Annotated in this window: 15 protein-coding genes; 14 read left to right on the forward strand and 1 reads right to left on the reverse strand. The window is 70.7% G+C overall.

Annotated elements, in window-relative coordinates:
* Positions 1-20: 20 nt before the first annotated feature.
* The 6 genes from AC3B5T_RS15020 (at position 21) to AC3B5T_RS15045 (ending at position 6,262) form a co-directional block, all read left to right on the forward strand.
* Positions 21-401, forward strand: coding sequence for a hypothetical protein (locus tag AC3B5T_RS15020; RefSeq protein WP_488357656.1), 381 nt, complete (start codon positions 21-23; stop codon positions 399-401).
* Positions 398-1,558 (forward strand): hypothetical protein, encoded by a 1,161-nt coding sequence (locus tag AC3B5T_RS15025; protein ID WP_488357657.1) that lies wholly within the window; start codon positions 398-400, stop codon positions 1,556-1,558. The genes AC3B5T_RS15020 and AC3B5T_RS15025 overlap by 4 nt, the downstream gene beginning before the upstream one ends.
* Entirely contained in the window at positions 1,555-1,815 is a 261-nt protein-coding gene (locus AC3B5T_RS15030; RefSeq protein WP_488357659.1) for a hypothetical protein, read from the forward strand. Before AC3B5T_RS15025 ends, AC3B5T_RS15030 begins: the two co-directional genes overlap by 4 nt.
* Positions 1,816-1,825: 10 nt before the next feature.
* A complete protein-coding gene (locus tag AC3B5T_RS15035) occupies positions 1,826-2,815 on the forward strand; it encodes a dienelactone hydrolase family protein (protein ID WP_488357660.1) in 990 nt (329 codons plus the stop codon).
* 99 nt (positions 2,816-2,914) lie between these two features.
* A complete protein-coding gene (gene glmS, locus AC3B5T_RS15040) occupies positions 2,915-4,777 on the forward strand; it encodes a glutamine--fructose-6-phosphate transaminase (isomerizing) (RefSeq protein WP_010841855.1) in 1,863 nt (620 codons plus the stop codon).
* 9 nt (positions 4,778-4,786) lie between these two features.
* The gene (locus AC3B5T_RS15045) at positions 4,787-6,262 is read left to right on the forward strand and encodes an NAD(P)H-hydrate dehydratase (RefSeq protein ID WP_488357661.1); all 1,476 of its coding nucleotides are present in this window, start codon (positions 4,787-4,789) and stop codon (positions 6,260-6,262) included.
* On the opposite strand, the gene AC3B5T_RS15050 is transcribed toward AC3B5T_RS15045, so the two are convergent.
* Complete coding sequence (locus AC3B5T_RS15050) at positions 6,210-6,701, reverse strand: hypothetical protein (RefSeq protein WP_488357662.1); 492 nt, start codon at positions 6,699-6,701, stop codon at positions 6,210-6,212. The genes AC3B5T_RS15045 and AC3B5T_RS15050 overlap by 53 nt on opposite strands.
* 176 nt (positions 6,702-6,877) lie before the next feature.
* Between AC3B5T_RS15050 and alr the strand changes: the two genes are divergently transcribed.
* The 8 genes from alr (at position 6,878) to groL (ending at position 14,219) form a co-directional block, all read left to right on the forward strand.
* Complete coding sequence (alr, locus tag AC3B5T_RS15055; protein WP_488357663.1) at positions 6,878-8,062, forward strand: alanine racemase; 1,185 nt, start codon at positions 6,878-6,880, stop codon at positions 8,060-8,062.
* Complete coding sequence (locus tag AC3B5T_RS15060; protein ID WP_010841859.1) at positions 8,059-9,198, forward strand: alpha/beta fold hydrolase; 1,140 nt, start codon at positions 8,059-8,061, stop codon at positions 9,196-9,198. Before alr ends, AC3B5T_RS15060 begins: the two co-directional genes overlap by 4 nt.
* Positions 9,195-9,671, forward strand: a complete 477-nt coding sequence (gene tsaE / locus AC3B5T_RS15065; protein WP_055474857.1) for a tRNA (adenosine(37)-N6)-threonylcarbamoyltransferase complex ATPase subunit type 1 TsaE — start codon at positions 9,195-9,197, stop codon at positions 9,669-9,671. Before AC3B5T_RS15060 ends, tsaE begins: the two co-directional genes overlap by 4 nt.
* Complete coding sequence (gene tsaB / locus AC3B5T_RS15070; protein WP_055474969.1) at positions 9,668-10,426, forward strand: tRNA (adenosine(37)-N6)-threonylcarbamoyltransferase complex dimerization subunit type 1 TsaB; 759 nt, start codon at positions 9,668-9,670, stop codon at positions 10,424-10,426. The genes tsaE and tsaB overlap by 4 nt, the downstream gene beginning before the upstream one ends.
* Positions 10,423-10,932 carry a ribosomal protein S18-alanine N-acetyltransferase gene (gene rimI / locus AC3B5T_RS15075; protein ID WP_014926188.1) on the forward strand — a complete coding sequence of 170 codons (510 nt, stop codon included), beginning with the start codon at positions 10,423-10,425 and terminating at the stop codon, positions 10,930-10,932. The genes tsaB and rimI overlap by 4 nt, the downstream gene beginning before the upstream one ends.
* Positions 10,929-11,975 carry a tRNA (adenosine(37)-N6)-threonylcarbamoyltransferase complex transferase subunit TsaD gene (gene tsaD / locus AC3B5T_RS15080; RefSeq protein ID WP_488357664.1) on the forward strand — a complete coding sequence of 349 codons (1,047 nt, stop codon included), beginning with the start codon at positions 10,929-10,931 and terminating at the stop codon, positions 11,973-11,975. The genes rimI and tsaD overlap by 4 nt, the downstream gene beginning before the upstream one ends.
* Positions 11,976-12,168: 193 nt before the next feature.
* Positions 12,169-12,468 (forward strand): co-chaperone GroES, encoded by a 300-nt coding sequence (gene groES / locus AC3B5T_RS15085; RefSeq protein WP_004019185.1) that lies wholly within the window; start codon positions 12,169-12,171, stop codon positions 12,466-12,468.
* A gap of 134 nt (positions 12,469-12,602) precedes the next feature.
* Complete coding sequence (groL, locus tag AC3B5T_RS15090; protein WP_010841864.1) at positions 12,603-14,219, forward strand: chaperonin GroEL; 1,617 nt, start codon at positions 12,603-12,605, stop codon at positions 14,217-14,219.
* Positions 14,220-14,276 lie beyond the last annotated feature (57 nt).

Here is a 14,276-nt window from a genome sequence, read left to right on the forward strand (position 1 = left end):
GCAGGTCGGGGAGGGATGGCATGGACGGCAGCGGTGCGGACGATGTCGTGTCGCGCCGGATCTCGATGGACACCGCCCAGGTGTCCGCGGTGTCGGCGTACTACCGCAGGTCCTCGCTGGTGTTGTCGGCGGTCGCCGACGACCTGGCCACGCGCGACTTCGGGACCTGGGCGCGCGATTCCGGTGTATCGGACGGGAATTCGGTCGCCTTCGGCCCGCTCGCCGCCGCGTACGCCGGGATGAGCACGGCCCTGTCGCGCCGCCTGCGGGTGCAGGCCGCGGCGGCCGCGGCCCTGGCCGACTCGCTGCGCAACAGTGCGCTGGCCATGGCGGACGGCGACGGTCGGGCGGCGGTCGAGATCGCGCGAGCATTGCCCGCCTCGGCGAAGGACGTCAGGTGAGACGCGGCACCGACTCGCTTTCGGTTCTCAGATCCGACGCCCGGGGCGGTGTCGAGGCCCTGATCGAGCTCGTATCGGCCGGTCGTCTGATGGGGGTGGGCGCCCCCGACGACGCCACCATCCGCAACGGACTCCGCGTCGTCGACGGTTTCGACATCGCGGCGCTGTCCGCGGACAGCCACGCCCTGGAGTCGGCGCATCGTGCCGTCTCCGAACAGCTTCACCACCTTCCCGAACAGCAGGTCCGCCTCGACGACGGCTGGAACAGTGAGTCCGCGACCGTGGCGATCGCGACGGTCATCGATCATCAGCGTCGTGCCGAGTCGGATCTGCACATCCTGCGCACCCTCACCGACGCGACCTCGGCCGCGGCGTCGGGTATCGACCGCCTGCTCCGCACCTTCTATCTGACGCTCGCACGGTTGTCGGCGCCGACCGCAGCGGGCGTGCCACCGGCCGAGCTCCCGCAGGCCGTGCTCACCGGCCGGGTACCGATCGGGGTGGCGGTCGAGGACATCTCGTCGCGGCTCGCCCTGTTCAGCACGTCGCTCGAGACCACGACCCGCGGTATCGCCGGGATCCTCGACCTCCTGAACCGGTCCGTCGACGGCATCGACGACGAGGCCTATCCGGTGGACGCCGAGATGGCGGACGATCGTCCGGTCGCGCCGCCGGACCGGCCGGCCGTGGCGACATCCATGGAGATCGGTGCCGCTCCCACTCCGGTCACCCGGACCTGGCTCGCCGAATCGACCACGGACGACCCGCCGCCGGAGATCGGGGCGGCCACCGCGTCCGCGGTGACCGGTTCCTCTGTGACCGGCTCATCTGTAACGGAGCCGGCCGGATCCACTCCGCCACCCGAACCCGTCGAGGCCGCACGCGTCGACCGCGAACCCGACGACGGCATCGACATCCCGTTCCGGCTGGGCGGCACCGAGGGGCACGACGCACCCGTCACCCCTCCAACCGTCGGTCCGGCCTCCGCCGACGGCGTGACCGGGGCGAGTGCGGTGACCACCGGGACCGAAGAGCGCGAAGCGGATTCGTCGGGACCGGATTCGTCGGGACCGGCTTCCGGGCCGGACTCGGGGTCGCCCCCGGACGCACCGTCGGACAGGTCGTCGGGGGATCTGGCTCTGGCAGGTGACCAGTGAACCTCGCCGACCAGATCGAGGCGCTGGCCCGCTCCTGCACCGCCGGTGTCGCGGAGGCGTCACACCGCTTCTCCGCGCGGCAGCGGGACCTCGAACTCGCGATGGACGACCACCGTCGCACCGCGGTGCGGTCGGAGGCGCAGCAGATGCGCGACGACCTCGAGAACGCGGCCGACGCCGCCGACGCCACCCCGGGCATCATGTTGCCGGCCGACGTGGCCGATGCCAGTCCCCATCTGCCGCCGCCCAACACATAGGCTGTCTGCTGTGCCAGGCAAGAAGCAGGAGAAGCCGACGCAGTCGCCCGCGAAGCTGATGTCCGCGCTCGCCCGACGCGGCCCCCATCGCGTGTTGCGCGGGGACCTCGGGATCGTCGGGACACCGGGTGTCGTGTTCACTCCCGCCGAGGGCGAACGACTCCCGGCCGTCGCATTCGGCCACGGGTGGATGACGTCGGTGGAGCGCTACCGCGATCTGTGTCACCACCTCGCGTCCTGGGGCATCGTCGTCGCTGTGCCCGCGGGTCAGCGAGGTCTGCTGGCGTCCGACGACACGATGGCCGCCCAGTTGCGCTCGGCGCTGTCGATCGTGACCCGAGTGCCGCTCGGCTTCGGCGACATCACCGTCGACCTGCGCAAGATCGGGTTCGCCGGCCACGGCTTCGGTGCCGCCGCCGCGGTGCTGGCCGCGTCGGAGGGAGTGCTGCACGGCCAGCCGCAACCGCAGGCTCGCGGGGTGGTCGCGCTGTTCCCGGCGCCGACGACCGGCGGGCTGTTGCCCGCGGCCCGGCGGGTGAGTGCGCCCGGACTCATCGTGTCGGCGATCGGTGAACTCGACACCATCGACGGCAACGCGCTTCCGCTGGCACAGGCGTACGGAACCGAGTCGGCCGCCGACCCCCGTCCCGCTGCCGTGCTGCGTACCCCGCCGGGTGCCACCTCTCGTGGACTGATCGAGCACCGGTCAATCAAGTCCCTGCTCGGCAGCAACGGCGCCGACAAGAAGACCCACACCGCGGCACGCGCCCTGACCACCGGGTTCCTGCTGCACACGCTCGACGACGACAGTCGGTACGAGGTCTTCGCCGACGCCGACACCGAGCTGGGGAAGGTGCCCGCGGTGGATCTGGACGATCCGCCGGAGGCCCAGGACAAGATCGCCAAGTTGCTCGGCGCGAAGGATCGCAAACGACGCCGCGCCGCGAGCCCGGTTCCGTCCGGCCTGCCGAACGCAGTGGTACCCGACACCATCGAGTGACGGCCGTGTGACCGGACCCGACCGGGGCCTGTTGTGACCCGGCGCGGGACCCGACGCGCCGCGCTGCCACTCCCGCGTCCGCAGGTACGCTGACTAGCTATGTGTGGAATCGTGGGATACGTGGGGCGACGCGATGCCCTGGACATCGTCGTCGACGCGCTGCGACGGATGGAATACCGCGGGTACGACTCGGCGGGCGTCGCGATCCTCGACGGCGAGGGAAACACCGCGATCCAGAAGAAGGCGCTCCGGCTGGAGAACCTCGAGAAGCAGATCGCCACGGTCGGTCGCGAGTCGCTGGCCGGAACGACCGGCATCGGACACACGCGGTGGGCGACGCACGGCAAGCCGACCGATCGCAATGCGCACCCGCACGCCAGCGACGACGGCAAGCTCGCCGTCGTGCACAACGGCATCATCGAGAACTACGCGGAACTCCGCGCCGAACTCGAGGAGGACGGCGTCGAGTTCGCGTCCGAGACCGACACCGAGACCGCCGTGCACCTGGTGTCCAAGTACTACGCGCTGGGTCCGACCGCCGGCGACTTCGTGGCGAGCGCCTACGCCGCGCTGCGTCGTCTCGAGGGAGCCTTCACCCTCGTGTTCACCCACGCCGACCACGCGGACACCATCGTCGCGGCGCGGCGGTCGACACCGCTCGTGGTCGGTGTCGGCAAGGGCGAGATGTTCCTCGCGTCGGACGTGACGGCATTCATCGAACACACCCGGGACGCGGTGGAACTCGGCCAGGACGAGGTCGTGGTGATCACCGCCGACTCGTACACGGTCAGCGACTTCGACCAGAACGTCCGCGCGGGCAAGCCCTTTCACATCGACTGGGATCTCGCGGCCGCGGAGAAGGGCGGTTACGACTTCTTCATGCTCAAGGAGATCGCCGAGCAGCCGCGGGCGATCGCCGACACCCTCCTCGGGCATCTGCAGAACGGCCGGATCGTGCTCGACGAGCAGCGCCTGACCGACGACGACCTGCGCGATGTCGACAAGGTGTTCGTGGTGGCCTGTGGGACCGCCTACCATGCCGGACTTCTCGCCAAGTACGCGATCGAGCACTGGACCCGGCTCCCGGTCGAGATCGAGCTCGCCAGCGAGTTCCGCTATCGCGACCCGGTGCTCGACCGCTCGACGCTGGTCGTGGCGATCTCGCAGTCCGGTGAGACGGCCGACACGCTCGAGGCGGTCCGGCACGCGAAGGATCAGAAGGCCCGCGTCCTGGCCATCTGCAACACCAACGGCGCGCAGATCCCGCGCGAGTCCGACGCGGTTCTCTACACGCACGCCGGCCCCGAGATCGGCGTCGCGTCGACCAAGTGTTTCCTCGCGCAGATCGTCGCCGCCTACCTCGTGGGGCTCGCGCTGGCACAGGCCCGGGGCACCAAGTACGCCGACGAGGTCGCCCGCGAGTTCGCGGCGATCGAGGCGATGGCCGACTCGGTCGCGCAGGTGCTCGGCACGATGGAGCCGGTGCGGGAACTCGCACGCTCGCTGGCGCACCACAACACGGTGCTGTTCATCGGCCGTCACGTCGGCTACCCGGTCGCGCTCGAGGGCGCGCTGAAACTCAAGGAACTGGCGTACATGCACGCCGAGGGCTTCGCTGCGGGGGAGCTCAAGCACGGACCGATCGCGCTGATCGAGGACGGGCTGCCGGTGATCACGGTCATGCCGTCCCCGGACGGGCGCGCGGTGCTGCATTCCAAGATGGTCAGCAACATCCGGGAGATCCAGGCCCGCGGTGCCCGCACGATCGTCATCGCCGAACCCGACGACGCGGCCGCCCGCGCCGTCGCCGACGAGTTCATCCCGATCCCGAAGACGCCGACACTCCTGCAGCCGCTGGTCTCGACCGTGCCGCTGCAGGTGTTCGCGGCGAGCGTCGCTCAGGCCCGTGGCTACGACGTCGACAAACCGCGGAACCTGGCCAAGTCGGTGACCGTCGAATAGCCGATCCGCATGCCGATCCGGTATCTGACGGCTGACGAGGTCCGCGACGCCGAGCGGGCCACGGGTGACCTGCTCACCGGCGGCGTCCTGATGCGCCGGGCGGCGCACGGCGTCGCCCGGGTGGTCGTGGCGGAGCTGAACCGGACCGGCGGCTGCTACGGACGGTCGGTCTGTCTCGTCGTCGGTGCCGGGGACAACGGTGGCGACGCGCTCTTCGCCGGCGCCGAACTGCGACGTCGTGGCGTCCGGGTCGACGCGGTCCTGCTCGCCCCGGACAAGGCCCACGCCGCGGGGCTGGCCGCATTCTGCGCTGCCGGCGGACGGACCGTCGAGCGGCCATCCGACGGACCCGACGTGATCGTCGACGGCGTGGTCGGGCTCGGCGGCCGCGGTCCGCTGCGGACGAACGCCGCGGAGATCTTCGCAGCCACCGGTCCGGAGACCACCGTCGTCGCCGTCGATCTGCCGTCGGGTGTCGATGCCGACACCGGCGAGGTCCACGACCCGGCGGTCCGTGCCGACATCACGGTCACCTTCGGGGTCCGGCGCCGCGCGCATCTGCTCGCCGCGCCGCAGTGCGGGCGAGTCGTTCTCGTCGACATCGGCCTCGGCGATCTCGTCGACCGATCGGGTGGAACCGCCGAGCCGACGCTCAGCTCCCTCGACGATGATGAAATCGATTGGCCCACACCAGGCCCGGCCGACGACAAGTACACGCAGGGAGTCGTCGGGGTCATCGCCGGATCGCATCGGTACCCCGGCGCCGCCGTCCTCGCCGCCGGCGCGGCGGTGACCGCGACCTCGGGGATGACCCGGTTCGTCGGATCGGCGCATGCCGAGGTGGTGGCGCAGTGGCCGGAGGTGGTCGCCACGCCCGAACTCGCAGACGCCGGACGCGTCCAGGCGTGGGTTCTCGGCCCCGGCATGGGTACCGACGATGCGGCGGCGGCGACCCTGCGCACGGTCCTGGGTACCGACCTGCCGGTTCTCGCCGATGCCGACGCCCTGACCCTGATCGCGCGCGATCCGGGGCTGGTCGACGGGCGGGCGGCGCCGACGCTGGTGACACCGCATGCCGGCGAGTTCGCCCGGCTGACCGGCACCGAGCTGGGGGCCGACCGTCTCACCGCCGTCGCCGGCCTCGCCGCGAGGTGGGGTGTCACGGTGCTGCTCAAGGGGCGCATCACGCTGGTCGCCGACCCCACGGGTCACGTCCTCGGCAACGATGCCGGGTCGTCGTGGGCGGCGACCGCCGGCGCAGGCGACGTGCTGTCGGGTGTCGCCGGGGCGCTGCTCGCCGCCGGGAGATCACCGCAGATCGCCGGTGCGGCGGCGGCGCGCGTACACGCCCGGGCGGCCGAGCTCGCGAGTCGCGGCGCGCCGATCGGGGCGTCGGCGATGCTGTCGGCGCTGCGTCCGGCGATCCGCGAGTTCACCACGCGGTCAGCACGAACACGAGCGGATACAGAGCCGTCAGCGCGGTGAACGCGGTGACCGACGACAACACGATCACGTCGGCGATCGTTCCCGCGCGCCGCAGCGCGCCGTGCCGGATCCGCTGGGTGAACGAGACGGCCAGCGCCGCGCAGGCGGCGATCGTCGCGAGCACCGCGACGCCGAAGGCGATCAGGGCCGCGACTCCGTAGCCGTCGGCGGGTTCATCGGCCATCGCGTGCCCGAGGGCGAGCAGGAAGAACACCCCGGCGGTGACGAACGCCACCCATGCGACGGTGTTGGCCGCCCACGACACCAACGATGCGCGCAGGCCCGGGCGGGCGGGGACGGTGGGCGTGTCGACGGGCGAGAAGTGGGCGAGGTCGTGGGCGTCGTAGTCGTGGTCACCGAAGTCGTGGTCGGGGACCGGGGGCGCGAGGCGGGTGGGGACGACAACGGCGTTTTCCTGCGGATTCGAGGTGGCGTACATGGTCACTTCCGGGGTTGCGGCGACGGATCGGGAACTGCGATGGGGTCCACTCAACCGTCCGGACGGACGGCCCGCATCGGTGTGACTACTCACTCCACGTCCGCAAGACGACGCCCCGCTCTCACTGCGGGCAGCCGGGACGAGCCGGACCAGGCGATCTGGGACAATGGGCGACGATGACTTCCCCTGCTCTGACCGCGACCGTCGACCTCGGCGCGATCGCCCACAACGTCGACGTGCTGCGTGCCGCCTCGGGTACCGACGTGATGGCGGTCGTGAAAGCCGACGCCTACGGACATGGGGCGCTACCGGTGGCGCGTGCGGTCCTCGCCGCGGGTGCCACCGAACTCGGTGTCGCCCACCTCACCGAGGCCGCGGCACTGCGGGCGGCCGGCATCGACGCCCCGATCACCGCCTGGCTGCACACGCCGGGTGCCGACTTCGCGGGTGCGATCACCGACCGCATCGACATCGCGCTCTCGTCGATCTCGCAGCTCGACGCGGTCATCGCCGCGGCGCGGCGCATCGGACAGACCGCCCTCGTGACGGCCAAGGTCGACACCGGCCTCAACCGCAGCGGTGTCGCCGTGGACGAATGGGCGGACTTCGCCGAGCGGGTCGCGAAAGCGCATGCGGACGGGTCGGTGACCCTGCGTGCGGTGATGTGCCACCTCGCGCGCGGCGACGAACCCGATCACCCGCTCAACGATGCCCAGGCGCAGCGGCTCGACCTCGCCGTGTCCGACCTGGTCCGTCTCGGCGCCGCGCCCCAGGTGGTGCACATCGCCAATTCACCCGCGGCACTGACCCGTCCGGATCTCGCCCGTGACCTCGTCCGGCCCGGGATCGCCGTCTACGGCCGCACCCCGGTACCCGCGCGGGGCGACTTCGGGCTGATCCCGGCGATGACCCTGACCGCGCGTATCGCGCTCGTGAAGAAGGTGGCCGCGGGACAGGGCGTGTCCTACAGCGAGACGTGGATCGCGCCGCGCGACACGGTGGTGGCCGTGGTCGCCGCCGGATACGCCGACGGCGTACCCCGACTGCTGTCGGGCCGGATCCGGGTCCGGATCGGAGACCGGCTGTTCGACGGTGTGGGCCGGATCTGCATGGATCAGCTGGTCGTCGACCTCGGACCGGACGGCGCCGGCGTCCGCGAGGGTGACGAGGCCGAACTCTTCGGCACCGGGGCAGCCGGCGGCCCCACCGCGAAGGACTGGGCGGACACAATCGGCACCATCGACTACGAGATCGTTTCCCAGGTCGGGCAGCGAGTGGTCCGTCGCTACCTCGGCGCGAGGGCCACCGGGGTAGATTCCGAGGACACGGTGACACCCGAGAACGCGGGGACCGGACAGTGAGCGGGGCACCACTGGTGGACGATTCCGAACGCGTCGGACTGCTGGCCGGGGTGGCGGGAATCGCCGCCCTCGGCGGGATGGCAGCCGTCGGAGCGGCGCGCAACATCGCTCGCAAGAGCGTGGTGGGCCGCGCGGACCCCTACGCCGACGTCGATCTGACCGAGCTCTACGGCGAGCGCGCCACCACCGTCACCACCGACGACGGTCTGGAACTCGCGGTGCGGATCGTCGATCTGGGGACGGTGACGGCGGACACCGCACCCGACCTGACGATCGTGTTCGTGCACGGCTTCAGCCTTCGGTTGTCGAGCTGGCACTTCCAGCGAGAACAACTCGCCGCCGAGTGGCACGACCGCAACTATCGTCTGGTGTTCTTCGACCATCGGGGTCACGGTGAGAGCGATCCGGCACCGACCGAGACGTGCACGATCGCCCAGCTCGCCGACGACGCGGCAGCCGTGGTCCGTGCCACCGTCCCGGTCGGACCCGTTGTCCTCGTGGGCCATTCGATGGGTGGCATGACGCTGATGGGCCTCGCGCGCCGCCACCCGGCGCTGTTCTCGACCCATGGCCCGGTGGCCGGGGTGGGTCTCGTGGCGACGGCGTCGCGCGGTCTCACCGACGCCGGACTCGGTGAGGGACTGCGTAATCCGGTGGTGGATGCCTTCCGGATGAGTGTGCGCCGCGCGCCACGCCTGGTGCAGGCCGGGCGCGGACTGACCCGCTCCGCACTCGAACCGGTGCTCGTCGCAGCGAGTTTCGGGCCGACGTTCTACAGTCCGGCGCTCGGTGCCGCGGTGGACAAGATGATCCAGAGCACGCCCATCGAGACCATCGTGAACTTCCTGCACGCCTTGGAGATCCACGACGAGTCGACAGCCCTGCCGGTGATCGCGCAGGTTCCGACCACGGTCGTGTGCGGCGACCGGGACCGCCTCACGCCCCTGCGCAACTCGGTGCGGATGTACTCACAACTCGGTGCCGATTCGCGTCTGGTCGTCGCCAAAGGTGCCGGGCACATGGTCCAGATGGAGGAGCCGGGTCTGGTGAGCGACGCGATCGCCGAACTGGTGGATCGGGCGCGGGTCGCGCTGCCGGCTCCCCGCCGACGCTGGTGGAAGCGGGGCCGCGGATGAGTGGGTTGGGTCCCGCCGGTACCCGCGAGCTCCCCGACGTCGCCGACACCGAGGCCTTCGGCGCCGAGCTGGGGTCGACCCTGGCCGCGGGGGACGTCGTGATCCTCGACGGTCCGCTGGGTGCGGGGAAGACGGCCCTCGCCCGCGGGATCGGGGCCGGGCTCGGCATCGTGGGACGGGTGACCTCGCCGACGTTCATCATCGCGCGCGAACACCGACCGGGCCGGCCGGGCCGACCGGGGATGGTCCACGTCGACGCGTACCGACTCGGCGGGGCCGGGAACGGTTCCGGAGTCCTCGACGAGCTCGACGCCCTGGATCTGGATTCCGACCTGGACGAGGCGGTCGTCGTCGTCGAGTGGGGCGAGGGGGTGGCCGAGAGGCTGGCCGAGCGGCATCTCGTCGTCCGGCTGCGCCGGGACCCCGATACCGATGTGCGACAAGTGGAGTGGGAATGGGTGAGTCCCGAATGAGTGTGACGCCGGGTGACGGACCGGGCAACGGGGGCGCACGGCTGGTGCTGGCGGTCGACACGGCCACCGATTCGGTGGTGACCGGTGTGGCCGAGCTGCGCTCCGACCCCGGGCCCTCCGGGTCGGACATCCGGGTGCTCGCCGAACGCGTGGTCACCGACCATCGTCGGCATGCGGAACTGCTCACCAGCCTCATCGCCGAGTGTCTCACCGAATCCGGCACCGCCCGAACCGATCTGGCCGCGGTGGTGGTCGGTTGCGGCCCCGGTCCGTTCACCGGGCTGCGGGTCGGGATGGCGACCGGCGCCGCGTTCGCCGACGCGCTCGGAATCCCGGCGTACGGCGTGTGCTCGCTGGATGCTCTTGCCGCCGAAGCCGTTCCGGGCGTCGACACCACGTCACGGGCGCTCGTGGTGACCGATGCGCGCCGGCGTGAGGTGTATTGGGCGGTGTACGAGGGCGGCCGGCGCCTGCGCGGTCCCGAGGTGGCCGCGCCCGCGGTGGTGGCCGAGGAACTCGCCGCCGACCTCGACGAGGGCCGGATCGGTGCGGTCGCGGGTTCGGCGGCCCACCTCGAACTCGCCGGCTGGACCGGTGGGGCTCCCGCGATCACGGTTCCGACGGTGCGGGGGCTGATCGAGGCGGCGCAGGCCGACATCGTCGCCGACCGGGAACCCGAACCGCTTGTCCCGCTGTATCTCCGGCGCCCCGACGCCGTCGAGCAGAAGGCCCGCCGGGCGGGTGTGGCGCGATGACAACGCCCGAGCTGGTGATCGACGCCCTCACCTACGGTGACATCCCGCGCTGCGCGGCCCTGGAGCGGCAGATGTTCGCCGACGACTCACCGTGGCCGGCCGCCGCTTTCCGGGCCGAGCTCAACGCGCCGTACAACACCTATTTCGCCGCGCGGGAGCGCGCCGGAGCCGACGTCATCGGCTACGCCGGGATCTCCCTGCTCGGCCAGCCCGACGCCTGGGAGTGCGAGATCCACACCATCGCCGTCGACCCGGACCGTCGGGGTCGGGGAGTGGGCAAGGCGCTGCTCGAGGCCATGCTCACCGTCGCCGACGAGAACGACGCCCCGGTGTTCCTCGAGGTGCGCACCGACAACGACGTGGCGATCGCGCTGTACTCGCGGCACGGGTTCAGCACCGCGGGCCTTCGACGCAACTACTATCAGCCGTCCGGCGCGGATGCCTACACGATGTTGCGGCTCCCGGTGTCGGGCCGGCCGCTCGAACCCGAGGAGGGCCCGGCGTGATCGTCATGGGTATCGAGAGTTCCTGCGACGAGACCGGTGTCGGCATCGTCCGGTGGACGCCGGGCGAGGGAGACACCCCGGGATTCGCGACGATGCTGGCCGACGAGGTGGCGTCCAGCGTGGACGAGCACGCCCGGTTCGGCGGCGTGGTCCCCGAGATCGCCTCGCGCGCGCATCTGGAGGCGATCGTCCCCACCATGCGCCGGGCGCGGGAGGCGGCCGGGATCGACCGTCCCGACGCCATCGCCGTCACCATCGGGCCGGGCCTGGCCGGTGCGTTGCTCGTCGGTGTCGCCGCGGCGAAGGCCTACGCCCTCGCCTGGGATGTGCCGCTGTATGCGATGAACCATCTCGGCGGTCACGTCGCGGTGGACACCCTCGAGCACGGACCCATGCCGGAATGCGTCGCACTGCTGGTGTCCGGCGGGCACACACACCTGTTGCACGTCACCGATCTCGCCGAGCCCATCGTCGAACTGGGCACCACGGTCGACGACGCGGCCGGGGAGGCCTTCGACAAGGTCGCCCGCCTGCTGGGTCTCGGCTTCCCGGGCGGGCCGGCGCTCGATCGTGCTGCCCGCGAAGGCGATCCGGGTGCGATCGCCTTCCCGCGCGGGATGACCGGTCCCCGCGACTCGCAGCACGACTTCTCCTTCAGCGGGCTGAAGACGGCGGTCGCACGGTACGTGGAGAAGTGCGAGCGCGACGGTGCGGAGGTCCCCGTGGCGGACGTGGCGGCCTCGTTCCAGGAGGCGGTCGCCGACGTGCTGACGATGAAGGCGGTCCGGGCGTGCGGTGACCTCGGGGTGGACACGCTGGTCCTCGGCGGAGGTGCCACCGCGAATTCGCGTATCCGGTCGCTGGCGGAGGAACGCTGTGCGGCCGCCGGGATCGACCTGCGGGTGCCGAAGCCGCGGTTGTGCACCGACAACGGGGTCATGATCGCGACACTGGGCGCCCACGTGATCGGCGGGGGAGCGCGCCCCTCGCCGCTGACCGTGGCGTCGGACCCGGCGATGTCGGTACGCGTCAGCCAGCTGTAGCGGACCACCCCCGGTGGATACGCGAGGAGCGAACACGTCCGGGTTTTTGCAGCCTCCACCCTTGAGTGCTGGCACTCGCATGTATAGAGTGCTAGTTGGCACTGACTGAAGCCTCGGAACCCGCGACGACGGGGTTTTGCAGGGCCGTGAACGTGCAGATTCTTTCTCAGTACGAAAGTTGAGGACTCACATCGTGGCGAGCGTGAACATCAAGCCGCTTGAGGACAAGATCCTGGTGCAGGCCGTCGAGGCCGAGACGACCACCGCCTCGGGCCTGGTCATCCCGGACTCCGCCAAGGAGAAGCCGCAGGAAGGCACCGTCATCGCGGTCGGCGAGGGTCGGGTCACCGAGCAGGGCAACCGCGTCCCCGTGGACGTCAAAGAGGGTGACACCGTCATCTACAGCAAGTACGGCGGCACCGAGATCAAGTACGCCGGCGAGGAATACCTGATCCTCTCGGCGCGCGACGTCCTCGCCGTCATCGGCAAGTAGGACCGGTACCGAGAACTCCGGCCGAGTCAGACCCCGCGAGCCTTTTTCGCGTCTCACATCGCCCCGGCGCCCCGTGCAGGGGTACCGGGGCGATGTGCGTTGCGGCGACCGGCTCCCGTTGAAGAAAGTGATATATGGCCAAGCAGATTGAATTCAACGAAACCGCGCGTCGGGCGCTCGAGCGAGGCATCGACCAGCTCGCCGACACCGTCAAGGTCACCCTCGGCCCGCGCGGCAGGCACGTGGTCCTCGCCAAGGCATTCGGCGGACCGAGTGTCACCAATGACGGCGTCACCATCGCGCGCGACATCGAGCTCGACGATCCGTTCGAGAACCTCGGTGCCCAGCTGGTGAAGTCCGTCGCCACCAAGACCAACGACGTTGCGGGCGACGGCACCACGACCGCAACGGTTCTCGCGCAGGCAATGGTCAAGGCGGGCCTGCGCAACGTGGCCGCAGGCTCCAATCCGATCGCCCTCGGGCAGGGCATCAGCAAGGCTGCCGATGCGCTGAGCGAAGCGCTGCTGGCCGCTGCGACCCCGGTCGCGGGCGAACAGTCCATCGCCCAGATCGCCACCGTGTCCTCTCGGGACGAGGAGATCGGCGAGATGGTCGGAAAGGCCATGACCGCGGTGGGCGCCGACGGTGTCGTCACCGTAGAGGAGGGCTCCGGATTGAGCACCGACCTCGAGATCACCGAGGGCGTCCAGTTCGACAAGGGCTTCCTCTCGCCCTACTTCGTCACCGACGTCGACAGCCAGGAAGCGGTCCTCGAGGACGCGTTCGTCCTGCTCTACCGCGACAAGATCAGCTCCCTGCCGGAGTTCCTGCCGCTGCTGGAGAAGGTCGTCGAAGCGGGCAAGTCGCTGCTGATCATCGCCGAGGACGTCGAGGGCGAGCCGCTGTCGACCCTCGTCGTCAACTCGATCCGCAAGACGATCCGCGCCGTCGCGGTCAAGGCGCCGTTCTTCGGCGACCGCCGCAAGGCATTCCTCGAAGACCTCGCGGTCGTCACCGGTGGAACCGTGGTCTCCTCCGACATCGGCCTGAGTCTGTCGACCGTCGGTCTCGAGGTGCTCGGCTCGGTTCGTCGCGTCGTCGTCACCAAGGACGCCACCACCCTCGTCGAGGGCGCCGGCACCAAGGACGCGATCGCGGACCGTTCGGCCCAGCTGCGGCGCGAGATCGAGCAGTCCGACTCCGACTGGGACAAGGAGAAGCTCGCGGAGCGTCTGGCGAAGCTCTCCGGTGGTGTCGCCGTCATCCGTGTCGGCGCGGCCACCGAGACCGCGCTCAAGGAGCGCAAGCACCGCGTCGAGGACGCCGTCGCGGCGGCCAAGGCCGCGGTCGAAGAGGGGATCATCCCCGGCGGTGGCTCGGCGATCGTGCAGGCGTCGAAGAAGCTCGACGCACTCGCCGATTCGCTGACCGGCGACGAGGCCCTGGGCGTGCGCGTCGTGCGCGACTCGGCGCGGGCGCCGCTGTACTGGATCGCCGCGAACGCGGGCCTCGACGGCGCGGTCGTGGTCGACAAGGTCGCCGGTGCGGCCGACGGCTCGGGTTTCAACGCCGCGAGCCTCACCTACGGCGACCTGGTCGCCGAGGGCATCATCGACCCGGTGAAGGTCACCCGGTCGGCGGTCGTCAATGCGGCGTCGGTGGCCCGGATGGTGTTGACCACCGAGACGGCCATCACCGAGCGGCCGGCCGACGAACCGGCCGGTCACGCCGGTCACGGGCACGCGCACTGACGTAGACCCCTCGAGGTCACGAAGTCGACGAGAACACGAGAGCCGGGCATCCTTTCG

Source organism: Gordonia sp. G4 (genome assembly GCF_057770005.1).